This window comes from Butyricicoccus sp. AM27-36, from assembly GCF_003480945.1.
Classification (GTDB): domain Bacteria; phylum Bacillota; class Clostridia; order Oscillospirales; family Butyricicoccaceae; genus Agathobaculum; species Agathobaculum butyriciproducens.
Genome location: NZ_QUJR01000001.1, coordinates 684393 through 706708 on the forward strand (window position 1 = coordinate 684393; position 22316 = coordinate 706708).

Consider the following 22316-nt stretch of genomic DNA (forward strand, 5'->3'; position numbering starts at 1 on the left):
TCAAGAACGACTACTGGTTAATAGTTACAAAGTCCAATCTAATAAATCTATATAGATATAACGGAAGGAGGAGTTCCCCCTCCATCAGAAGTTATAGGACATATTTACCGTGTCTGAGGTTTCCTTAATGCACCAGACAAAATATAGAGGTATAATCACTGAAGGCAGGATCATTGACGTTTCCTCCTTGGGAGCCGGCCTTCTGGCTGGCGATACCTCTTAGAAAGTCTGTCAATCCTTTCGGTGGTGATTTATGTTTTGGCTGGTTGGGAAGCCTCAGGCTATACCTGTATAAGCCGCTAGGTTGTGTATCCACCCTTTGGAATTGGATGCCTGCCGGAAAGGATATTACTATGCACTATCAAAAAGTACTCAAGATGCCTGAAAGCATCCCCTATCTCTCTGTCGGGTTTGATGTCGGCGCAGACTTCACCTGGATGTCTATCATGCTCCCCAATGGCATCCTCATCGGTAAGCCTTTTAAGATCATTCATTCTGATCCGCAGTCCCGTGAGCTTGCCATCTCAAAAATAAAGGAAGCCCAGGAGATGTATTCTCTTGAAAGCCGCTGCTTCCTTGAATCCACCGGGATCTACCACATCCCACTCCTGTGCTTCCTTCGTGATAAGGGTTTTGACTGCGCCGTCATTAATCCTATCATTACTAAGAATAGCACAAATATGAACGTCAGGAAACTGCATAATGATAAATTTGATTCAAAAAAAGCTGCTAAAGTCGGCCTGGATGCCTCCCTTAAGGCTTCCATTGTCCCGGATGACGCAATCATTGACCTGCGCAATCTCGTGCGTGACTACTATTATTTCAAGGACCTGCAATCCGCCATCGTATTGAAGCTTCATGCGGAACTCAACTTGAATTTATTTTAAGCTATCACGTTTTACCTTCTTAAGCCTTACTATCATTACCATAGGAATTTCTTTGTTGGTTTTAAAACATTCTTCATAAAATCCATCAATGACAAATCCAGCTCTAAAACAAAGGTTAAAAATATCTTGTATGGAACGATGATAATAAATCTGCTCTTTCGGTTGCCCTTCAATCGCTATATCATAGTAACTGTGCGGTGTCATATATTTTTCAGTCAACGTGACAAAACAAGGGTGTTGCGTTGCAAAGACAAAAATTCCGCTTTCCTGCAACAGTTCATAAACAGCCATAAGAAGTGGTTCAATATCCGTAATATCCATAATTGCCATATTAGAAACTGCTTTCGTAAAGGCTCGATTTCTTTTTAATTCTAATATACTTTTTCTATCGGTCGCATCCGCCACACAAAATTCAATTTGTTTTGCATATTGTGATTGCCGTCTTTTAGCCAATTCTATCATTTTTTTGCTGTAATCAAAAGCGACAACCGAAGCGCCTCTTTGTGCAAGATACGAAGAATAATTTCCATTGCCACACGCAATATCCAAAATGTAATCCGCAGGATTAGGAGATAGAAGTTCCGTTACTTTGGGACGCACTACCTCTCTGTGAAATTCATTAGATTCGTCACCCATTGCATTATCCCAAAATTGTGCGTTCTCCTCCCAGATTTTTTTACTTTCCTCTGTTCCCATGTTCTCTCCCACTCCCCAAATTTGCTTTTTTGCTTCCATTAAATCTTCCTTACTATATTCCATTGTTACCCTCCATAACTTCTGATTGTTGCCGTCTTGACGATTATGTATCTTTACATTACCTTCTGAAACATATGGCGCACCTTGTCCAGGCGGCTGTTTGGACGGCGGGGCTGGATGACCGGCTGACCGACAGCGGCCTGATATCCTTTCAGCTCTGTAAGGCATACGCTCCGCCCGTTGGTGTAAAAGGCCAGATCAGTACGGTATGCCTGTATACAGCGGGCGGGAATCTCGCCAGTAAAGACAACTTCATCCTTTTTTACCTGGGCCGTTTCGATGGTGGCACAGTATTTCGGTGCATCATGATAAGCCCTGGAAAGGTATTCCTGGGGCGCATAGAGGATGAAGGAGAGATAAGGTTCCAGCAGCTGCGTCCCCGATTCCTTCAATGCCTGTTCCAATACAATCGGGGCCAATGAGCGGAAGTCCGCCGGCGTGCTGACCGGACTGTAATAAAGCCCGTATTCAAAGCAAATCTTACAGTCCGTTACGTTCCAGCCGAACAAGCCCTGCTCCAGCCCGTAACGGATACCATCCCTGACAGCGTTTTGAAAACTCTGGTTCAAGTATCCCAGCGAAACCCGGCTCTCGTATTGTACACCGGAGCCAAGCGAGAGTGGTGTAACAGACAGTCCTATGGATGCCCAAAACGGGTTGGGCGGCACCTCGATATGGATGGTGTGGCTGGCTGCTTTGAGCGGCCGCTCCATATAAATGACGGAGGGTTCCTTTACCACTGTTTCAAGCTTGTATTTTTCCGACAGCAAAGCGGAAACAACCTCCAACTGCACCCGGCCCAAAAAAGAAAGAATGATCTCATGGGTGATGGAATCCACTTCGCAACGCAAAAGCGGGTCAGTATCCGCAAGTTGCGTAAGAGCGTCCAGCAGCCGTTCTCTTTGCGCTGCCGTTTTCGGCGCAATCGTCGTCCGCAGCATGGGGAGGGGGTCCTCGCGCCACCTTTTACGAGGGAGCCGGGTTTGGTCCCCTAATACATCGTTTAACCTCACGCTGTCGCTGGGAAGGATAACAATTTCACCCTGATAAGCGGTGTCTGTCCGAACAATTTCCCCTTTGGATGGAATACGCATCTCTGTGATTTTCAGCTTTTCTCTCCCGGCCAGGGCCACCGTATCCCGCAGGCGCAGCGTTCCGCTGTATAACCGTAGATAGACACGCCGCTGGCCGCAATCGGTGTACTCAACCTTGAAAACGCTGCCGCATAGGGCGGCGCCCCCCTGTTCCCCAATCGGTTGGAACAGCCCTGTCACCGCATCCATCAACGGTTGAATGCCAAGGCCATTTTTGGCGCTGCCATGATAGACTGGGAACAGGGAGGCGTCTTGAACCCGCTGCTGTTCCTCCCGCGCAAGTTTTTCCCGGCTGATTGGTTCTCCTGCGATATACTTTTCCAATAATTCATCGTTATTTTCGATGACCGCATCCCATGCTTCTATGTCGGTATTTTCCTCCAGGACTATTTCCGGGGACAGCGACACCGTCTGCTTGATGATAATATCGGCGGAGAGCTTATCCCGAACAGACTGAACCACGCTCTGCAAATCAACGCCAGCCTGGTCGATCTTGTTGATAAAGATAACGGTGGGAATGTTCATTTTCCGCAGGGCATGGAACAGAATACGGGTCTGGGCCTGCACGCCATCTTTAGCGGAGATCACCAAGATGGCCCCATCTAAAACAGCCAAAGAGCGGTACACCTCCGCCAAAAAATCCATGTGGCCGGGCGTATCCACAATGTTAACTTTACATCTGTGCCACTGGAAGGAAGTGACTGCCGCTTGAATGGTAATCCCACGCTGCCGCTCCAAAAACATGGTGTCCGTCCTCGTTGTCCCTTTTTCGACGCTCCCCGGTTCTGAAATGGCTCCGCTGGCATATAGCAGGCTCTCCGTCAAGGTCGTCTTTCCAGCGTCTACATGGGCAAGAATTCCAATATTGATTATTTTCATGTGATTGTCCTCCCTTTACAGCCCCAAAGGGCATAAAAATCCCCAGCAGTAAAATACTTTTACCACTGGGGATTATAAGTTGCGGACATACACATATACAGCATACACCTGTTTGTGATTGCTGTTTTTGGGGATATGTCAAAATTGATAAGGCAAAAGTATTCTTAAATTGGGTACAAAAAACTAAGCCCCTACAAAAGGAGCTATCATAATCCTTTGTTCCCACTATTTGATTATAGTTTTATTTAAGAATACCTTGCCGCATATTTTTTACTCCTTTTCTGGATTAAATCATTGTATCACATCAGTTTTAGGAAAGCAAGTACCTAAAAGAAATTTTTCTTCCCCTTATATGTAACAATCATACCGGCTTCCTAGCGTTCAGAATGTTTTCTGCTGTCTGCTGTGGTGTTTGGTTGGAATTGTCCAACCAAAAGCCGATCCGTGGTGTTGTCTGCATTTTACTAAATACAAATTCAATGTATACAGAAAGATATAAGGAGTGGGAGGGATTCCGCCGTAGTTGGCATTGTAGGAAAATCCAAAAGTTTAGATTTTCCCACAATGCTTATCTTTTGGTCTTTGGTTCGGAATAGTGTAGTGCTGGCGGTCTATCTCTTGTTTTCGGTTGCTTGCTTCCTTACCGTACATGAGCATTCTCTTGCGGCTGCTCTTGCCCGATTGCCGGAACAGACGCAGGAAGAAATCTTTTTGTACTACTTTCAGCACTTGACGCAGAAAGAAATCGGAGAACAAAGCGGCTGGACACGCAGCACAATCGGGCGGCATATACGGCTTGCCTTGAAGCGGCTGAAAGAGGAAATGGAGGTGCTGTCCCATGAGTAACCGACTTCTCCCCTATGACACTATCATAAAGGCACATGAGGGCGACCCCATAGCGATACAAGCCGTCCTTGACCGATACGCTGGATATATCCGCTACTTCTCTAAGATGAACGGCTATTACAACTCTGATATGGAGGACTACATCAGAACAAAGCTGATTGAAAGCCTGTTCAAGTTCCGGCTTGACCGATAACATAGAAACTGAATATCCCGCCGCCCCGCAGCGGCACATGAAGCAGTAAATCCGAAAAAGATTTGCTGCTTTTTTTGCGCTCATTTTTGGCAAATTTCCAAAAGTTCCGTATTAGATAGTGAAACCAAAAAAGGCTGCCGTTTTTTTTAGACAGCGGGCAAAACGCAGCTTCCGAAACGCCTTATTGTCGGGAAAGACCGAGCCGCCGGAAAAGTTCTTGCCGGAAAGTCCGTCATTTTTGCTTTTTGCGGTGTTGTAGGGAGTAAGAGGAAGAACGCCAGCCCGCAGCCTTTTATGAAAAAGCTGGTTATAGATTTTCTGAAAAAGTGGCAGTAGGAAGTGAACGGCAGTCCGGCAGTTTCTTAGAGCAAGATTCTACCGCAGTACCAAAATTCGCTTATCGCTCATTTTGCCCCTGCGGGAATCTTGTTGGGGAGTGCCTTCCCCAAACCCTGCCATGCGGCTTACGCCGCTTAAAAATCCCTCAAAATATTTTTTCGGATTTTTCAAAAACAGTTCCGCTTCACACCCTGTTTTTCTCCTATTAGTGAGAGGACACCATACACAGAAAGGAGGTCTGTCGACCATGAAACGATACAACACACCGCACCGCAGCCGGGTAGTCAAAACACGCATGACCGAGGAAGAATACGCCGAGTTTGCAGAAAGGCTTTCTGCCTACAACATGAGCCAAGCCGAGTTTATCCGGCAAGCCATAACCGGGGCAGCCATACGCCCCATCATAACCGTTTCTCCCGTCAATGATGAGCTGCTTGCCGCTGTTGGGAAGCTGACCGCCGAATACGGCAGGATCGGCGGCAACTTAAACCAGATAGCCCGGACGCTGAACGAGTGGCACAGCCCCTACCCGCAGCTTGCCGGGGAGGTACGGGCGGCGGTTTCCGACCTTGCTGCCCTAAAGTTTGAAATCTTGCAGAAAGTGGGTGACGCTGTTGGCAACATTCAAACATATCAGCTCTAAAAATGCCGACTATGGCGCAGCGGAAGCCTACCTCACATTTGAGCATGACGAGTTTACCATGAAGCCCACCCTTGATGGAAACGGGCGGCTGATACCGAGGGAGGATTACCGCATTTCTTCCCTCAACTGCGGGGGCGAGGATTTCGCTGTTGCCTGTATGCGGGCGAATCTCCGCTATGAGAAAAATCAAAAACGGGAAGATGTGAAAAGCCACCACTATATCATCAGCTTTGACCCACGGGACGGGACAGACAACGGCTTGACCGTAGACCAGGCGCAGGAGCTGGGCGAGAAGTTCTGTAAAGAGCATTTCCCCGGACACCAAGCCCTTGTATGCACCCACCCGGACGGGCATAACCACAGCGGCAATATCCATGTGCATATCGTCATCAACTCCCTGCGAATTTATGAAGTCCCGCTTCTGCCCTACATGGACAGACCAGCCGACACAAGGGCGGGCTGCAAGCACCGCTGCACCAATGCCGCTATGGAATATTTCAAGAGTGAAGTCATGGAGATGTGCCACCGGGAGGGGCTTTACCAAATCGACCTCTTGAACGGTAGCAAGGAACGGATAACAGAACGAGAGTACTGGGCGGCAAAGAAAGGGCAGCTTGCCCTTGATAAAGAGAACGCCACCAGAGAAGCCGCCGGACAGCCGACCAAGCCCACCAAGTTTGAAACGGACAAGGCGAAGCTGCGCCGGACGATACGGCAGGCACTTTCCCAAGCTACCAGCTTTGACGAGTTTTCTTCCCTTTTGCTGCGGGAGGGCGTGACCGTCAAGGAGAGCCGAGGGCGGCTTTCCTACCTCACGCCGGACAGGACAAAGCCTATCACAGCCCGGAAGCTTGGGGACGATTTTGACAAGGCTGCTGTCCTTGCCCTGCTTACACAGAACGCCCACAGAGCCGCCAAACAGACCAAAGCCATACCCGAATACCCTGTCGCAGTTAAAAAGCCGTCACAAGGGGAAAAACCCACAAAAACCACCCCGGCAGACAACACCTTGCAGCGCATGGTTGACCGGGAAGCCAAGCGAGCCGAGGGCAAGGGCGTGGGCTATGACCGCTGGGCGGCAAAGTACAATCTAAAGCAAATGGCGGCTACCGTTACCGCCTACCAGCAGTACGGCTTTTCTTCCCCGGAGGAACTGGACGAAGCCTGCTCTGCTGCCTATGCCGCCATGCAGGAAAGCCTTACAGAGCTGAAGCAGGTGGAAAAGACGCTGGACGGGAAAAAGGAGCTGCAACGGCAGGTGCTTGCCTATTCCAAGACCCGCCCTGTCCGGGACGGGCTGAAACAGCAGAAAAACGCCAAAGCAAAAGCAGCCTACCGACAGAAGCACGAAAGCGACTTTATCATAGCAGACGCAGCCGCCCGCTATTTCAAAGAAAACGGCATTTCCAAGCTGCCGGGCTATAAAGCCCTGCAAGCCGAGATTGAAAGCCTTATCCAAGAGAAAAACAGCGGCTACAACGATTACCGGGCAAAACGGGAGGAATACCGCCGCTTACAGACTGTCAAGGGCAATATCGACCAGATTTTACGCAGGGAACGCAAGCCTGTGAAAAAGCAGGAACAGGAGCGATAAAAACCGCCCCCAAATGTACCCGAACCCATACAGAACAAGGGGGCTGCCCCGTACCCTATCCGCAATACCAAAGGATTTTTTAACGGGCTTACAGGGCAGAAAAACCCCGAAAATGATACCGAGATGATACAGAATTACCGCCGATACCGTCACACCAGCGGAAACGGCAGAAAGGAGCGCACCCATGCCAAGAATGAGCAAGAAACGGCGGCTGGAATGGTCTTTTTTCCTGCGGCAAGTGAAAGTCGGGAATACCACCTGCGACCGTATCACATACAACGACCTCTGCCGGGGCTGTACCCATAGCTGCAAGCAGAGCTTCCGGGCGGTTATCATACTCTGCCCCCGCTACTACTCCAAACGCCGGAAAAAGGAGGACAGGGACAATGGCAGATAACCGCAAGTATTACTACCTCAAGCTGAAAGAGAACTTTTTTGACAGCGACTCCATTGTGCTGCTGGAAGATATGAAAGACGGGATTTTATATTCCAATATCCTCTTGAAGCTGTACTTAAAATCGCTGAAAAACGGCGGGAAGTTGCAGCTTGACGAGCATATCCCCTACACAGCCCAGATGATAGCGACACTGACCCGCCACCAGATAGGGACGGTTGAAAGGGCTTTAGAGATTTTCCGGCAGTTGGGGCTTGTGGAGCAGCTTGACAGCGGGGCTTTTTATATGACCGATATTGAGCTGATGATAGGACAGTCCTCTACCGAAGCCGAGCGAAAACGGGCTGCAAGGCTGGAAAACAAGGCACTTTTACCGTCTCGGACAAAAGGCGGACATTTGTCCGACATTCGTCCACCAGAGATAGAGATAGAGTTAGAGAAAGAGATAGAGATAGAAAAAGAGAGAGAGGGAGAAACGGGGCGCCCCGCCCCCGCCGCTTATGGCAGATACAACAATGTGATACTGACCGATACAGAGCTTTCCGGGCTGAAAACAGAGCTGCCCGACAAGTGGGAGTATTATATTGACCGGCTTTCCTGCCATATCGCTTCCACCGGGAAGCAGTACCACAGCCATGCAGCCACCATTTACAAGTGGGCGCAGGAGGACACTGCCAAAGGCAAGGCTGCCCCGAAACAGGGCATACCCGATTATTCATGTAAGGAGGGCGAGAGCTTATGAAAAACGAGATTGAAGCTATGATTACGGACATTACAACCACTACCGCCGAAGCGGAGGACTACACAGGCGAGGACGGGCTTTTATACTGCGGTAAGTGCCATACACCCAAAGAAGCCTACTTTGCAGAGAGAAAGACCTGTTTCGGGCGTGACCGCCACCCGGCAGAGTGCGACTGCCAGCGGGTAGCCCGTGAAAAGCAGCAAGCCGCCGAAAGCCGACAGAAGCACCTTGAAAAAGTGGAGGACTTGAAACGCCGGGGCTTTACCGACCCTGCTATGCGGAACTGGACATTTGAGCATGACAACGGCAGAAACCCGCAGACCGCAACCGCCCGTTTTTATGTGGAGAGCTGGGAAACCATGCAGGCTGAAAATATCGGCTACCTGTTTTGGGGAGGCGTGGGGACGGGAAAAAGCTACCTTGCCGCCTGTATCGCCAACGCCCTTATGGAAAAAGAGGTTGCCGTCTGCATGACAAACTTTGCAACAATACTCAATGACCTTGCTGCCAGCTTTGATGGCAGGAACGAATATATTTCCCGCCTTTGCAGCTACCCCCTGCTGATACTTGATGATTTTGGTATGGAGCGAGGAACAGAATACGGGCTGGAACAGGTTTACAGCGTGATTGACAGCCGTTACCGAAGCGACAAGCCGCTGATCGCCACGACCAACCTCACGCTGGAGGAATTGCAGCACCCGCAGGACACGCCCCACGCCCGTATCTATGACAGGCTGACTTCCATGTGCGCCCCCGTCCGCTTCACGGGCAGCAACTTCCGAAAGGAAACCGCACAGGAAAAGCTGGAACGCTTAAAGCAACTGATGAAGCAGCGAAAGGAGAGCCTATGACAGAAACCAAACAGACAAGCACCACCAAAACAGACCGCCGCCCGGACTGTGTGACGGAAATCCGCATGGGCAACTCCGTCCTTACCGTTTCCGGCTTCTTCAAGCAGGGTGCAACCGACACCGCAGCCGACAAGATGATGAAAGTGCTGGAAGCGGAAGCTGCTACACAAAAAACGGCGATTTGACCGACCATAAAGAAGCAGATTTGACGCTTTTGCCGCTATACAGACAGCCGCCCCATGTGGTACAATCAAGGTACGGAATAGTGGGGCTGGCTGTCGGAAACGGAGGATTTTATGTTAAGACAGACCAACCAACAACCAATTACCGCCCTTTACCCAAGACTTTCCCATGAGGACGAGCTGCAAGGCGAGAGCAATTCCATTTCCAATCAGAAGCGTATCCTTGAAACCTATGCAAAGCAGAACGGCTTTTCCAATCTGCGCTGGTACACGGACGACGGTTATTCTGGTGCAAACTTTCAAAGACCCGGTTTTCAAGCCATGCTTGCGGACATTGAAGCCGGAAAAGTCGGGACAGTTATCGTAAAGGATATGTCGAGGTTAGGGCGAAACTACCTGCAAGTGGGAATGTACACGGAAATGGTTTTCCCACAGAAAGGCGTCCGCTTCATCGCTATCAATGACGGAGTGGACAGCGCACAGGGCGACAATGACTTTGCCCCGCTGCGGAATATCTTTAACGAATGGCTGGTGAGAGATACGAGCAAGAAAATCAAAGCAGTAAAACGCTCAAAAGGTATGAGTGGCAAGCCCATCACAAGCAAACCTGTGTATGGCTACCTCATGGACGAGGACGAAAATTTCATTATTGACGAGGAAGCTGCACCCGTAGTTAAGCAGATATACAACCTCTGCCTTGCCGGGAACGGTCCGACCAAGATAGCCCGTATGCTCACAGAGCAGCAAATCCCCACGCCGGGGACGCTGGAATACCGCAGGACGGGCAGCACCCGCCGCTACCACCCCGGCTATGAGTGCAAGTGGGCGACCAATACCGTTGTGCATATCCTTGAAAACCGGGAATACACGGGCTGCCTGGTAAACTTCAAGACGGAAAAACTCTCTTACAAAGTCAAGCACAGCGTAGAAAACCCGGAGGAAAAGCAAGCGATATTCGAGAACCACCACGAGCCTATCATAGACACCCAAACATGGGAACGGGTGCAGGAGCTTCGCAAGCAGCGCAAACGCCCCAACCGCTATGATGAAGTGGGCTTGTTCTCCGGCATACTGTTCTGTGCAGACTGCGGCAGTGTGATGTATCAGCAGCGATACCAGACGGACAAGCGCAAGCAGGACTGTTATATCTGCGGCAACTACAAGAAACGCACCCATGACTGTACGGCGCACTTTATCCGCACCGACCTCTTGACCGCTGGTGTACTCTCCAATCTGCGGAAAGTGACCAGCTATGCGGCAAAGCATGAAGCCCGGTTTATGAAGCTCCTGATTGAGCAGAACGAGGACGGGGGCAAGCGCAGGAACGCCGCCAAGAAAAAGGAGCTGGAAGCCACCGAGAAACGCATAGCCGAGTTATCCGCTATCTTCAAGCGGCTGTATGAGGACAGTGTGACCGGGCGCATATCAGACGAGCGTTTCACAGAGCTGTCGGCAGACTATGAAGCAGAACAACGGGAGCTGAAAGAAAGAGCCGCCGCTATCCAAGCGGAGCTTTCCAAAGCACAGGAAGCCACCGTGAACGCAGAAAAGTTTATGAATGTTGTCCGGCGGCATACCAGCTTTGAAGAACTTACCCCTACTCTGCTGCGGGAGTTTGTAGAGAAAATCGTTGTGCATGAGTGCAGCTATGACGAGAACAAGACCCGCAGACAGGACATTGAGATTTATTATTCTTTTGTTGGCAAGGTGGACTTGCCCGAATAACCGCCCGACCTATCCGACACAAGAGCTAAGTGCCGGATAGGAACGGCAAAATTTTTTACACTTCTATTACTTCTTTATCGCACATCAATAAAAAGCCAGGGCGCAAAGCAGCTTGCAGCTGGCGGCGGCATCATGCTGCTGGGCGTGAAGGTCATCCCCCTCATCACTACGCTCATCACTGTGTAAATGGTGAGCGCCTATGGATTTCATATTCGACGCGATCAATGAATGGATCAAGAAGTTCCTGATCGAAGCCATTCAGGGGAATCTGTCGGGTATGTTTGATGGCGTGAACACCCGCGTTGCCGAGATCGCGGGCGAAGTAGGAAAAACGCCGGAGGCATGGAACTCCGGCGTTTTCTCCATCATCCGCAGCTTGTCCCAAACGGCGGTCCTGCCGATTGCCGGACTGGTCATTGCGGCGATCCTCAGCTATGAGCTGATCAGTATGATCATTGACAAGAACAATATGCACGACATCGACACATGGATGTTCGTCAAGTGGGTGTTCAAGGCTGGGATCGCCATTTTCGTTATCAATCATACCTTTGACTTCATCATGGCGATTTTCGATGTCACACAAAACATGGTGCAGAAAGCGACCGGCGTCATAGATGCGCAAGCCAGCATCGACATTACAGCGGCACTTGCGTCTATCACGACCGAGTTGGAAGCGATGGGCACAGGCGAGTTGTTTGGCCTCATGATGGAAACCTTCTTGATGCGCTTTGCCCTCACCGTGATGGGTGTGTGCATCATGATCATCCTCTATGGCAGAATGATCGAGATCTTCATTTACGCCAGTGTCGGACCGCTGCCGTTTGCCACCTTCGCCAACCGGGAATGGGGCAACATCGGCACGAACTATGTGCGGGGACTTGCGGCATTAGGCTTGCAGGGGTTCCTCATCATGGTCTGCGTGGCGATCTACGCCGCACTGGTCAAGACGCTATCCCTTACAGGCGGCAATATCCACGCTGCAATCTGGGGATGCACCGCCTACACTATGCTGCTGTGTTTCAGCTTATTCAAGTCCGGCGGCGTTGCAAAGAGCATTCTGCACGCCCATTAAAAGGAGGAATTGATTTTGCCGGAAGTTTATATCCCAAAGGATCTGACGCAGGTGCAGAACAAGGTCATGTTCGGCTTGACCCGCCGCCAGCTTGTGTGTTTCAGCCTTGCGGCAGTAGTGTCGGTTCCGATCTATCTGCTGACCCGCAAGCCGCTGGGCGGCGATGCGGCGATGGTGCTGCTGATCGTTTCGGCCTTGCCGTTCTTCTTCACAGCGCTGTACAGGAAAAACGGTCAGCCGGTGGAACGATGCCTGAAAAACTATGCCCGCGTTCGGTTCCTGACACCCCGGAACCGTCCGTATCAGACCAACAACCGCCTTGCCGCACTGGAACGGCAGGCAAAAATCAACGAGGAGGTGGAGCATATTGCTCTCTATGAACAGAAAAAGCAGCCGGCCTTCGCCAAAAAGCGTCGGCTGGAACAGCGGCCTGATCGTCCGACCGGACACGCCGCTGACAAACGCGCAGCGCAAAGAGTTCGCAAGAACGGTAAAGCGGGCAAAACGCGACGGTAAGATCGCCGCCACCGCCCAGCAGACCATTCCCTATGTGGAAATGTACCGCAACGGTATGTGCGACCTTGGCGGCGGGCTGTACAGCAAAAGCGTCCAGTTTGAAGATCGCGCATATACCGAAGTGTCGGACGATGAACAGGTGGTCATTTTCGACCTCTACTGCGATCTGCTCAATTACTTCGGACCCTCTGTGGGTCTGGAGCTGTCCGTCATCTGCTATTACCCGGGCCTCAAAACCTATGAGCATGATCTGAGTATCCCGCCCGATGGCGATGCACTGGACCCGGTGCGGCAGGAACTCAGCGATTTCCTGCTGCATCAGGCGGCAAAGTGCAAGGTCGAGCGCCGGATGTGCCTGACCTACACCGTGCAGGCGGAAGGTCTGGTGCGAGCACTGTCCCGTCTGGACCAGATCGAGAGCGATGTCATCGCGGCGTTCCGGTCGCTTGGCAGCACCGCCCATCCGATGGACGGCTATGAGCGTCTGGCGGCGCTGCATCAGTGCTTGCATCTGGATACGCCCCAGCAGTTCAAATTTAACTGGAATGCCTTGATCCAGACCGGACTTTCCAGTAAAGACTTTATTGCACCCAGCTCGTTTCAGTTCAAGGACGGGCGCTATTTCCGCGTGGGCGCATCCTATGGCGCGGCATCGTTCCTGCAAATCGATGCAAGCCGCCTTTCTCATACTCTGCTCAATTCACTGCTGGACTGCGATGCCTGCCAGATCTTCACCATCCACGCAAAGGCCTTGGAGCATGGCGCGGCGCTGAAAGCCGTTAAGCGCAAGCTGTCCGATCTGGATAAGACGAAGATCGACGAGCAGAAACGCGCCACACGCACCGGCTACGATTACGATATTCTCCCACCGGACCTCAAAACCTACGCTAAAGAAGCGGAAAATCTGTTGGAAGCGTTGCAGAGCCACGATGAAAAGCTCTTTATGGTGACGATCCTCATGGTGCATATCGCCCCAAGCAGACAGAAGCTGGAGAACATTCTGACCTCTGTGGGCGGCATCGCCAGCGCCGCGAACTGCGAACTCATTCGGCTGGACTATCAGCAGGAGCAGGGATATATGTCCGCACTGCCGTTGGGTGTCAATCTGGTGGAGATCCAGCGTGGCATGACCACCAGCGGAACGGCGATTTTCCTGCCGTTCCGCACCTGCGAGGTGTACCAGCCGGGGGGACTGTACTACGGCGTGAACGCCCTGACGAATCAGATCATCATCGCAGACCGCAAGACCCTGAAATGTCCCAATGGGATCGTGCTGGGTACGCCGGGTTCCGGTAAATCGTTCTTCGCCAAGCGTGAGATCGTCCATACCTTTTTCACAACGGACGATGATCAGCTCATGCTGGACAGTGAGAACGAATACACCGCACTCACCGAAGCGTTGGGTGGGCAGGTCATTTACCTCGCACCGGACAGCAAATATTACCTCAACCCGATGGACCTTGACCTCAGCACCGATGTGGGCGAATCACCTATGCTGATGCAGGCAGATTTCATCATGTCCCAGTGTGAACTGATGATGGCAAATCAGGGTAATACCCTGATGCCCATTGAGCGATCCCTGCTGGACCGCTGCATCGGATTGGTGTACCGGGAATATATGAAGGACCCCAAACCGGAGAAGATGCCGGTGCTGGGTGATCTGTACCGTGCGCTGAAAGAACAGCACGACCCCAGAGCAGACGATCTCGCCACGGCGATGGAGATTTATGTGACCGGCAGCCTGTCCTACTTAAATCACCGCACGAACATCGACCTGCATAACCGCCTTGTGTGCTACAACACGAGCCGGTTGGGGCAAGGACTAAAAAAGCTGGTCATGAGCAATGTACAGAAACACATCTGGCAGCGCACCACAGCGAACCGTTACTCCGGTAAAACGACCCGCATCATTTTGGACGAGTTCCATCTGCTGCTGAAAGAGCCGCAGACGGCGGCGTACACGGCAGAGATCTATAAGCGTTTCCGCAAATGGAACGGCATCCCGACCGCCCTGACGCAGAATGTGAAAGACCTGCTTGCCAGTCCTGAAATTGAAAATATTCTGGAAAACAGCGACTTTGTGTTGATGCTCAATCAGGGCGCCAGCGACCGCGCAATTCTGGCGCAGCGGCTCTCCATCGCGCCGGACGAGCTGGCTCATGTCACCAACAGCGGCGAGGGTCAGGGACTCTTGTTCTTTGGGGATAAGGTCATTCCATTTGAGGACCGTTTTCCGAAGAATACCCGGCTGTATCAGCTTATGACAACGAAGCCTGCGGAACAGGAGCAGAAAGGAGGTCCCCATGCAGACTGATGTGATCTACAACATGGACTGTATGGAGGCTCTGCGGATGCTCCCGGACGAAAGCGTTCACTGCTGCGTGACATCGCCGCCGTATTATGCCCTCCGGGATTACGGCGTGGCGGGACAGATCGGGCGGGAAAGTACGCCCAACGAGTATGTTGCGCGTCTGACCGAGGTGTTTGCCGAAGTCCGGCGCGTTCTGCGTTCGAACGGAACGCTGTGGCTCAACATTTCAGATACCTTTGCCGGAAAAGGCGATCAGGGCGATGCGCTGGACCCGAAGTATCCCAACGGCAGGACTGGTCAGACTGTGGCGCTGAACCGCACGGTAGAGGACTGCAAGTCCAAGGATATGATCGGCATTCCGTGGATGCTTGCCTTTGCGCTTCGCGCAGACGGTTGGTATCTCCGCAGCGACATCATCTGGCGCAAAGGCAATCCCATGCCGGAGAGCTGCAAAGACCGTCCTTCTCGCTGCTATGAGCATATTTTCCTGCTGTCAAAATCCCGAAAGTATCTCTATAATGCCGATGCGATCGCAGAGCCGCTGGCTTCGTCCTCTGCTGCACGGTATAGGCGTAGGTGCTGCGGCGGCAAGTATGCCGAAAAGGTGCCGGGACAAAACAATGTGCAGGGACTCAATAAGATGCGGACCGGCTCATACTATGCGGACAAACCGGAACCCACCATGCGGAATAAGCGGGATGTGTGGGACATCAACACGGTATCCTATCGCGGCGGGCATTTTGCCGCATATCCGCCCAAGCTGGCGGAAACCTGCATCATGGCAGGCTGCCCGGAGGGTGGGATCGTTCTGGACCCGTTCTTCGGCAGCGGCACCACCGGTGCCGTAGCGAAGCAGCTTGCACGACATTACATCGGAATTGAGCTGAACCCGGAGTATTGCAAGCTGGCACAGAAGCGGATCGAGGAGGCATCCGCATGAAGTGGAAGCGCAATATCTACGATGCGGATGACGCCGCCCGCAGTAAGCGCCTGAAATTCACGCCGGAGGAACGGGCGGAAAACGCCAAGAAAAAAGCCGAGGTGCTGGGCGGTAAGCTGGAGCAGGCAAAGCAAGATTTGCCCAAACAGCGCCGCCCTGCCCTCAAGCGCACCGTAGACCCGGAAACTGGCAAGGTAAAGCACAGTGTTTATTTGGCGGAAGAAGTAAAGCCCCGCGGCAAGCGCAGCACAGCCGGCCGCGTAGTAACGGCTTCCGGTCGCATGGCAAATAGACAGCTGCACTGCAAGCTGCGGCAGGTGGAGCAGGAAAATGTGGGCACCGAAGCTGCCCACAAGACGGAGTTTGTGACCGAGCGCACGGTAAGCAGCGCCGTCCGGCATGGGCATCGCTATGTCAAAGACGCACCCTACCGCAAGGTAGAGAAATTAGAGCGCAAAAGCACCAAGGCGACTGTGGAGGCGAGATACCGCGAAGCCATTCGAGATACCCCGGAGCTTCAGGAGCATACCTTCAAGGCGCAGCTTCAGAAACGGCGCTTGAAGCGGAAATATGCCAAGGAACTTCGCAAGGCGCAGCAAGCGGCAGGCGGTGCGACCGTGTGGGAGCGTGCCAAGAACGCCGTGACCGGTGCGGCGCAGACTGCCGGTGATTTTATCGTGCAGCACCGAAAAGGCGCACTGTGCATGGCAGGTATCCTTGCTCTGATGGTCTGCCTGCTGATGTCCGGACTGTCCTCCTGTTCAGCCATGCTGGAGGGCGTGACCGGTGCGATCACCAGCACCTCCTACACCGCCGAGGACCCGGATATTCGTCAGGTGGAATCGGACTATACGGCACTGGAAAAGCAGTTGGAGCGCGAGCTGGGCAGCATCGAGCAGACGCACAGTGGTTACGATGAATACCGCTATGATGTGGATACCATCGGGCATGACCCCAATGAGCTGATCGCCTACCTCACCGTGAAATTCAATGACTTTAAGCCGGATGAGGTTCAAGCGGCACTCAAAGACCTGTTTGAGCAGCAGTACACGGTCACGCTGACGCCGGTATCCGAGACGCGGTATAAAACTGTGAGCCATACCAACAAGGACGGCACAACCAGTTCCAGGCGTGTGGCATACACCTACAAGATATTGTATGTGACCGTCCGCAATCGCTCGTTGGGAACCGTTGTACGGGAGCTGCTGACCGAGGATGAGTACAAGCGGTATCTGGTGATCTTTCAGCAGAAAGGCAACCGACCGGATATTTTCGGGGACAACATCTACGCAAACCCATCCGATGGACCGAAGTATGAGATCCCCGGTGAAGCACTGTCTGACCCGTCGTTCAAGGCGCTCATCACCGAAGCGGAAAAGTATCTCGGCTGGCCGTATGTGTGGGGCGGAAGCAGTCCGTCCACCTCGTTTGACTGCTCCGGCTTCGTGTGCTGGGTCTACACGGCCAGCGGCGTTCATAATCTGCCGCGTACCACGGCGACCGGCATCTATAATCAGTGTACCGTCATCTCGAAAAGTGAAGCAAAACCGGGCGACCTTGTGTTCTTCACAAAAACCTACGATTGTGACGGTCCGGTGTCGCATATCGGCATCTATGTGGGCAACGGCATGATGATCCACGCCGGTTCGCCCATCAAATACGCCAGCATCGAAACCTCATACTGGCAGAAACATTTTTACGCATTTGGCAGGCTGTGAGCCTGTCTTTTTTGTTAGGAGGCATTGTATGAATCCCAGAATCAAGAAGATCGAGCAGGAAATTGACAAGCTCAAGGGCAAGGTCGCGTCGTACCAGACACGCTGCCGTGAGCTGGAACAGCAGAAGCGCGAACTGGAGAACACGGAGATCGTCGGCGTGGTGCGGAGCATGGATGTTTCGCCGGATGAGCTGGCGGAGGTACTTCGTGCGCTTCGCAGCGGCGCACCGCTGCCGCAGAACCATCTGAATAAGGAGGACAACAACCATGCGAACTAAATTCCGTACCTTGACAGTCACACTGATGACCGCCCTCTGCATGACGCTTTTTTGCGTCCCTGCCTTCGCCATGAGCGAGGAACCGGCGCAGTCCACCACATCTCCCGCAGAGGCGACTACGCCCGCTGATGCAGAAACCGGCACTTCGACCAATCCCTTTACTCCCAACGGCACAGGTACAGTGGTGGATAACGCCACGGACGAGGACGGCAAGGAGTTTTACACCATCCAGACCGCAGATGAAAATGTGTTCTACCTCGTCATTGATAAACAGCGCAGCACCGAGAATGTGTACTTTCTGAACGCCGTGACCGAAAGCGACCTGATGGCGCTGGCGAAAAAGGACGATTCCGCTGCGACTACACTGGTCAAGCCGGAACCCACGCCGGAGCCGGAAAAACCGGCAGACGAACCCACACAGCCGGAGCAGCCTGCTAAGACCGGCATCAGCACGAGCATGATGCTGCTCATCGGCATCGTGGTGCTTGCCGCAGGCGGTGCCGGTTACTATGTGAAGATTTACAAGCCGAAGCATGAACTGGACGACGCGGAGGATTGGGACGAGATCGAGTTTGCCGGACCGGAGGACGAACCCGTGGAGGAGGACTTTTCTGAACTCACCGCCGAGGAAGAAGCCGAACGCCGCAGACGCTATGAGGAAGATGTAGATGAGGACGAGGATATGGACGGTGACAGCGATGCCCCTGTTCAGTAACCGCCCAGGCATGGAGCGCATGATGCAGCAGAAACCCGCAGGTGGACAAGAGCCGGAAACCCCGGCTCTTTCCCCGGATCATCCCTGTCATGGCTGCGGCTATGGCAGGCAGCGCCCGTGTATCGGGATCTGCTATAAGGAACTGATGGAACAGCACTTTGGGAGGAAACAGGCATGAAATTGATCGTAACGGAGAAGCCGTCCGTGGCACAGAGTATTGCCTCTGTGCTGGGCGTGCGGCAGCGGCAGGACGGCTATCTGGAGGGCGGCGGCTATCTCGTAAGCTGGTGTCTTGGACATCTGGTGGAAATGGCGTCGGCAGACGCCTATGACCCCGCCTATTCTAAATGGCAGATGGACGATCTGCCGATCCTGCCGGAGCCGTGGCAGTTTATCATCACACCGGACAAAAAGGCGCAGTTTGCCGTACTGCAAACGCTCATGCAGCGGGACGATGTGGAGAGCGTCATCTGCGCGACGGATGCCGGACGCGAGGGCGAACTGATCTTTCGTCTGGTCTATGAAATGGCAGAGTGCCGCAAGCCGATGGAGCGCCTGTGGATCTCCTCAATGGAGGAAAGTGCGATTCGGGATGGCTTTGCGGCACTGCGTCCCGGCGCGGATTATGACGCACTCTATGCGGCGGCGCTTTGCCGTTCCAAAGCAGACTGGCTGGTAGGCATCAATGCAACGCGCCTGTTTTCCACACTGTACCATCGGACGCTGAATGTGGGGCGCGTGATGACGCCCACCCTTGCTCTGGTGGTGGAGCGTGAGAGCGCCATTGAGAACTTCACGAAGCAGAAGTTCTACATGGTGGAGCTGGATTGCGGCTTTCGCGCGGTGTCAGACCGCTTTGCACAGCGCAAGGACGCGGACAAGCTGTGTGCCGCCTGCGAGGGACAGTCCCTCACCATAACCGCTGTGGAGCAGACGAAAAAAACAGCGCGTCCGCCGAAACTGTACGACCTCACCACCTTGCAGCGGGACGGCAACCGTCTGTTCGGCTATACGGCGCAGCAGGTCTTGGACTACGCACAGGCGCTTTACGAGAAGAAGCTGCTGACCTATCCTCGCACGGATTCCAATTACCTGACTGAAGATATGGAGGACGGCGTTCCTGCTCTTGCCGAGCAGTCTGCAAAGCTGCTGCCATTTGCGCCGCCCTGTGCGATCACGGATGTGGGGCGCGTTGTTGACAGCAGCAAGGTATCCGATCACCATGCGTTGCTGCCCACCATGCAGGTTACAGAGGATGCACTGGCGTCACTGCCTGCCGGTGAGCGCAATGTGCTGACGCTGGTGATGGTGCGGCTGCTGTGCGCCATTGGTAAAATCCATCAGTATGAGGATACTGCTGTCCGGCTGGAGCAGGACGGTGTAGTCTTTACCGCCAATGGGCGCGCGGTGATAGAACCCGGCTGGAGGGCAACGGAGAAAGCGTTCCTCTCCATACTGAAACAAAAACCGGAGGCGAGCGAACCGTCGGATACGCTGCCGACGCTGACACAGGGACAGACCGTATCCGTTTCCCGTGCCGTGACAAAAGAGGGTTCCACCACACCACCAAAGCACTTTACGGAGGACACGCTGCTCTCCGCAATGGAACACGCCAGTGCAGAGGAGTTTGCTGAGATCGAGGGCGTAGAGCGCACCGGGCTGGGTACACCTGCGACCCGCGCCGGAGTGCTGGAAAAGCTGGTAAAGGGCGGCTTTTTGGAACGAAAGAGCCGTCAGCTACTCCCCACGAAAAAGGGACACAACCTCGTTGTGATCCTGCCGGAGAGCATCAAGTCCGCAAAGCTGACAGCAGAATGGGAGTCTGCGCTGAAAGAAGTCGAGCACGGCGCTCTATCCCCGGAGGAATTTCTGGCTGGTATTCAAAAGCAGGTGTCCGAGCTGGTGGCGTGCTATAAGAATGTGCAGGTGGAAACCGAACTGTTCGATGAGCGCGAGTGCATTGGTGCGTGTCCCCGCTGCGGCGGGAGCGTCATGGAGCGCAAACTGAGCTTCCAGTGTACCCGGCAGGGCTGCGGCTTCACCATGTGGAAAAATGACCGATTCTTCAAGGATAAGCATAAGGAACTGACGAAATCTGCGGCGACGGCGTTGCTGAAAAAGGGGCGCGTAAAGATGTCCGGCCTGTTCAGCGAAAAGAAAGGCACGACCTACGATGCCATTGTCGTTCTGGCGGATACCGGGCGGTATGTGAATTATAAGCTGGAATTTGAGAAGAAGGTAGTATCTAAGAAAACAGACAAAATCCTCAAATGCGGAGAGAGGAAAAATGCTCGTAATTAGACCGATTCATTTAGCTCAAGCAAAAATATTTGTTGAAAAATATCACAGGCACAATATTCCACCTGTTGGCGGGAAGTTTGCGATAGCCTGCTGGAACAATGATGAATTGTGTGGCGTTGCGATTTGCGGTAGACCTGTTTCGCGGTATAGCGATGATGGCGATACATTAGAAATTTACCGAAATTGCACAGATGGAACGCACAATGCCTGCTCTAAGCTATATGGTGCTTGCCAGCGTATAGCGAGGGATATGGGATATAGGAAGATTATCACTTATACGCTGGCATCCGAAAACGGAGCAAGCCTCAAGGCTGCGAACTTCCGAAACTGCGGTGCGGCTGGAGGTAAAGAATGGACAGGCAGCAGGAAAAGAAACTATTATATCGCGCCGCATGAGATAAAAACAAAGTGGCTCTATTTAACGAAGCCTTAGAAATTAGAAAGGAACGACGATGAACGAAAATACGAAACGGTTAGAACCCGTCCCGTTCGACACCTTTGCCGAACACCTCGGACCCAAGCACGAAAATGTCAAGGACGCCGAGTACATTTTGGGCGATGGCACGATGCTGACCTCTATGCCGGATATTCCGTGGTTATACCAGTCGGCAGATCGCCTTGTGACCGGCGAAGCTGCCGTCCCGAAGGTCTATGCTCCGGTGTATGCCGGTGCGTCAGACCTTCAGCCGGCTGCATTTGATGAGATCGGACCGCTGGCACAGCTCTCCCGTATTACCGCCGAAACCGTCCCGATGGGACTACCCGGATTCGGGCAGCGGCAGGAACCCGGCTTCGTGCTGGACAGCGGCTATGTGCTGCTGAACAGCGAGCGCACCCCGGACGGCGGCTATAAAGCCGGTGCCGGAATGGATGGGATGTACATGATGACGGGTCAGGTCTTTCAACCGTTACAAGACGAAAACGGCAGAATCGTCGCATTCATGGCACAGACGCCGGAGCGTGAAAAGCAGATCGTCCATCAGGGATACGCTATTATCGACCGGATGCAGGCTGGAGCCGTAGAGTTCGTGCTGGGCGAAAACCCCAGAGCGCCGCAGCCCTATGTCACTTGGCGGCATACCGTCGGGGATGCGCCCACGGACTTCTATTGGGGACATTACTTCGGCAGCTACCACAAAGCAAAAGCGGACCTGAAAAACCGGACAAAGGAGTACATCCAGATGTACAGCGAAGAAAAACCGACTTCCGTTCGTGCGCAGCTTGCCCGGATGCAGCAGGAGCAGAAACAGGCATCCCCAAACCCTGCAAGAGTGCAGGAAGAACGATAAATATTTTTCAGGGCGGTGCGACACCAACGCATCGCCTTTGCTTATTCAGATA

Annotated in this window: 23 protein-coding genes; 21 read left to right on the forward strand and 2 right to left on the reverse strand. The window is 53.0% G+C overall.

Going from position 1 to position 22316, the window contains the following annotated elements:
• Positions 1–173: 173 nt before the first annotated feature.
• The gene (locus DW724_RS03490; protein ID WP_330674035.1) at positions 174–887 is read left to right on the forward strand and encodes an IS110 family transposase; all 714 of its coding nucleotides are present in this window, start codon (positions 174–176) and stop codon (positions 885–887) included.
• On the opposite strand, the gene DW724_RS03495 is transcribed toward DW724_RS03490, so the two are convergent.
• Together DW724_RS03495 and tet(W) are read right to left on the reverse strand one after the other, a co-directional pair.
• Positions 879–1646: a class I SAM-dependent methyltransferase gene (locus DW724_RS03495; RefSeq protein WP_002586626.1), complete on the reverse strand. Its 768-nt coding sequence runs from the start codon at positions 1644–1646 to the stop codon at positions 879–881. The two genes, DW724_RS03490 and DW724_RS03495, sit on opposite strands and share 9 nt — an antisense overlap.
• A 50-nt stretch (positions 1647–1696) precedes the next feature.
• Positions 1697–3616, reverse strand: coding sequence for a tetracycline resistance ribosomal protection protein Tet(W) (gene tet(W), locus DW724_RS03500; protein ID WP_002586627.1), 1920 nt, complete (start codon positions 3614–3616; stop codon positions 1697–1699).
• Positions 3617–4180: 564 nt separating this feature from the next.
• On the opposite strand from tet(W), the gene DW724_RS03510 reads away from it, so the two are divergent.
• From DW724_RS03510 to DW724_RS03615, 20 genes are all read left to right on the forward strand, one after another.
• On the forward strand, positions 4181–4462 hold the full coding sequence (locus tag DW724_RS03510) for a sigma-70 family RNA polymerase sigma factor (RefSeq protein ID WP_330411767.1): 282 nt from the start codon (positions 4181–4183) through the stop codon (positions 4460–4462).
• Complete coding sequence (locus DW724_RS03515) at positions 4455–4655, forward strand: helix-turn-helix domain-containing protein (protein ID WP_006858003.1); 201 nt, start codon at positions 4455–4457, stop codon at positions 4653–4655. Before DW724_RS03510 ends, DW724_RS03515 begins: the two co-directional genes overlap by 8 nt.
• A 586-nt stretch (positions 4656–5241) precedes the next feature.
• Entirely contained in the window at positions 5242–5637 is a 396-nt protein-coding gene (locus DW724_RS03520; protein ID WP_109056364.1) for a plasmid mobilization protein, read from the forward strand.
• The gene (locus tag DW724_RS03525) at positions 5609–7231 is read left to right on the forward strand and encodes a relaxase/mobilization nuclease domain-containing protein (RefSeq protein WP_117566072.1); all 1623 of its coding nucleotides are present in this window, start codon (positions 5609–5611) and stop codon (positions 7229–7231) included. The genes DW724_RS03520 and DW724_RS03525 overlap by 29 nt, the downstream gene beginning before the upstream one ends.
• Positions 7232–7415: 184 nt before the next feature.
• Complete coding sequence (locus DW724_RS03535) at positions 7416–7628, forward strand: hypothetical protein (RefSeq protein WP_005927784.1); 213 nt, start codon at positions 7416–7418, stop codon at positions 7626–7628.
• Positions 7618–8367: a phage replisome organizer N-terminal domain-containing protein gene (locus tag DW724_RS03540; RefSeq protein ID WP_118760673.1), complete on the forward strand. Its 750-nt coding sequence runs from the start codon at positions 7618–7620 to the stop codon at positions 8365–8367. Before DW724_RS03535 ends, DW724_RS03540 begins: the two co-directional genes overlap by 11 nt.
• Positions 8364–9218, forward strand: coding sequence for an ATP-binding protein (locus tag DW724_RS03545; RefSeq protein ID WP_118760674.1), 855 nt, complete (start codon positions 8364–8366; stop codon positions 9216–9218). Before DW724_RS03540 ends, DW724_RS03545 begins: the two co-directional genes overlap by 4 nt.
• Positions 9215–9403, forward strand: coding sequence for a transposon-encoded TnpW family protein (locus tag DW724_RS03550; RefSeq protein ID WP_002569233.1), 189 nt, complete (start codon positions 9215–9217; stop codon positions 9401–9403). The genes DW724_RS03545 and DW724_RS03550 overlap by 4 nt, the downstream gene beginning before the upstream one ends.
• 111 nt (positions 9404–9514) lie before the next feature.
• Positions 9515–11125, forward strand: a complete 1611-nt coding sequence (locus DW724_RS03555) for a recombinase family protein (protein ID WP_117536987.1) — start codon at positions 9515–9517, stop codon at positions 11123–11125.
• Positions 11126–11212: 87 nt separating this feature from the next.
• Entirely contained in the window at positions 11213–11311 is a 99-nt protein-coding gene (locus DW724_RS03560) for a Maff2 family mobile element protein (RefSeq protein ID WP_442861251.1), read from the forward strand.
• 13 nt (positions 11312–11324) lie between these two features.
• Positions 11325–12197 carry a VirB6/TrbL-like conjugal transfer protein, CD1112 family gene (locus DW724_RS03565; RefSeq protein ID WP_118760675.1) on the forward strand — a complete coding sequence of 291 codons (873 nt, stop codon included), beginning with the start codon at positions 11325–11327 and terminating at the stop codon, positions 12195–12197.
• A 15-nt stretch (positions 12198–12212) separates the two neighbouring features.
• A complete protein-coding gene (locus tag DW724_RS15940) occupies positions 12213–12713 on the forward strand; it encodes a PrgI family protein (protein WP_117752015.1) in 501 nt (166 codons plus the stop codon).
• Positions 12652–15027: a VirB4-like conjugal transfer ATPase, CD1110 family gene (locus DW724_RS03575; protein WP_243105686.1), complete on the forward strand. Its 2376-nt coding sequence runs from the start codon at positions 12652–12654 to the stop codon at positions 15025–15027. Before DW724_RS15940 ends, DW724_RS03575 begins: the two co-directional genes overlap by 62 nt.
• On the forward strand, positions 15017–15964 hold the full coding sequence (locus DW724_RS03580; protein WP_118760677.1) for a DNA-methyltransferase: 948 nt from the start codon (positions 15017–15019) through the stop codon (positions 15962–15964). Before DW724_RS03575 ends, DW724_RS03580 begins: the two co-directional genes overlap by 11 nt.
• Positions 15961–17682, forward strand: coding sequence for a C40 family peptidase (locus DW724_RS03585; RefSeq protein ID WP_118760678.1), 1722 nt, complete (start codon positions 15961–15963; stop codon positions 17680–17682). Before DW724_RS03580 ends, DW724_RS03585 begins: the two co-directional genes overlap by 4 nt.
• A gap of 28 nt (positions 17683–17710) precedes the next feature.
• Positions 17711–17959, forward strand: coding sequence for a DUF4315 family protein (locus DW724_RS03590; protein ID WP_118760679.1), 249 nt, complete (start codon positions 17711–17713; stop codon positions 17957–17959).
• Positions 17949–18674, forward strand: coding sequence for a DUF4366 domain-containing protein (locus DW724_RS03595; protein ID WP_118760680.1), 726 nt, complete (start codon positions 17949–17951; stop codon positions 18672–18674). The genes DW724_RS03590 and DW724_RS03595 overlap by 11 nt, the downstream gene beginning before the upstream one ends.
• 174 nt (positions 18675–18848) lie before the next feature.
• Complete coding sequence (locus DW724_RS03605) at positions 18849–20975, forward strand: type IA DNA topoisomerase (protein WP_118760682.1); 2127 nt, start codon at positions 18849–18851, stop codon at positions 20973–20975.
• Positions 20962–21408, forward strand: coding sequence for an XF1762 family protein (locus tag DW724_RS03610; RefSeq protein WP_118760683.1), 447 nt, complete (start codon positions 20962–20964; stop codon positions 21406–21408). The genes DW724_RS03605 and DW724_RS03610 overlap by 14 nt, the downstream gene beginning before the upstream one ends.
• A gap of 19 nt (positions 21409–21427) precedes the next feature.
• On the forward strand, positions 21428–22264 hold the full coding sequence (locus DW724_RS03615; RefSeq protein ID WP_118760684.1) for a hypothetical protein: 837 nt from the start codon (positions 21428–21430) through the stop codon (positions 22262–22264).
• Positions 22265–22316 lie beyond the last annotated feature (52 nt).

Coding starts and splice junctions, on each gene's coding strand:
- DW724_RS03615 (WP_118760684.1), top strand. CDS start 21,428: ATGAACGAAAATACGAAACGGTTAGAACCCGTCCCGTTCGACACCTTT.
- DW724_RS03510 (WP_330411767.1), top strand. CDS start 4,181: ATGCTTATCTTTTGGTCTTTGGTTCGGAATAGTGTAGTGCTGGCGGTC.
- DW724_RS03515 (WP_006858003.1), top strand. CDS start 4,455: ATGAGTAACCGACTTCTCCCCTATGACACTATCATAAAGGCACATGAG.
- DW724_RS03545 (WP_118760674.1), top strand. CDS start 8,364: ATGAAAAACGAGATTGAAGCTATGATTACGGACATTACAACCACTACC.
- DW724_RS03540 (WP_118760673.1), top strand. CDS start 7,618: ATGGCAGATAACCGCAAGTATTACTACCTCAAGCTGAAAGAGAACTTT.
- DW724_RS03605 (WP_118760682.1), top strand. CDS start 18,849: ATGAAATTGATCGTAACGGAGAAGCCGTCCGTGGCACAGAGTATTGCC.
- DW724_RS03590 (WP_118760679.1), top strand. CDS start 17,711: ATGAATCCCAGAATCAAGAAGATCGAGCAGGAAATTGACAAGCTCAAG.
- DW724_RS03555 (WP_117536987.1), top strand. CDS start 9,515: ATGTTAAGACAGACCAACCAACAACCAATTACCGCCCTTTACCCAAGA.
- DW724_RS03580 (WP_118760677.1), top strand. CDS start 15,017: ATGCAGACTGATGTGATCTACAACATGGACTGTATGGAGGCTCTGCGG.
- DW724_RS03595 (WP_118760680.1), top strand. CDS start 17,949: ATGCGAACTAAATTCCGTACCTTGACAGTCACACTGATGACCGCCCTC.
- DW724_RS03520 (WP_109056364.1), top strand. CDS start 5,242: ATGAAACGATACAACACACCGCACCGCAGCCGGGTAGTCAAAACACGC.
- DW724_RS03535 (WP_005927784.1), top strand. CDS start 7,416: ATGCCAAGAATGAGCAAGAAACGGCGGCTGGAATGGTCTTTTTTCCTG.
- DW724_RS03495 (WP_002586626.1), bottom strand. CDS start 1,646: ATGGAATATAGTAAGGAAGATTTAATGGAAGCAAAAAAGCAAATTTGG.
- DW724_RS03585 (WP_118760678.1), top strand. CDS start 15,961: ATGAAGTGGAAGCGCAATATCTACGATGCGGATGACGCCGCCCGCAGT.
- DW724_RS03610 (WP_118760683.1), top strand. CDS start 20,962: ATGCTCGTAATTAGACCGATTCATTTAGCTCAAGCAAAAATATTTGTT.
- DW724_RS03550 (WP_002569233.1), top strand. CDS start 9,215: ATGACAGAAACCAAACAGACAAGCACCACCAAAACAGACCGCCGCCCG.
- DW724_RS03565 (WP_118760675.1), top strand. CDS start 11,325: ATGGATTTCATATTCGACGCGATCAATGAATGGATCAAGAAGTTCCTG.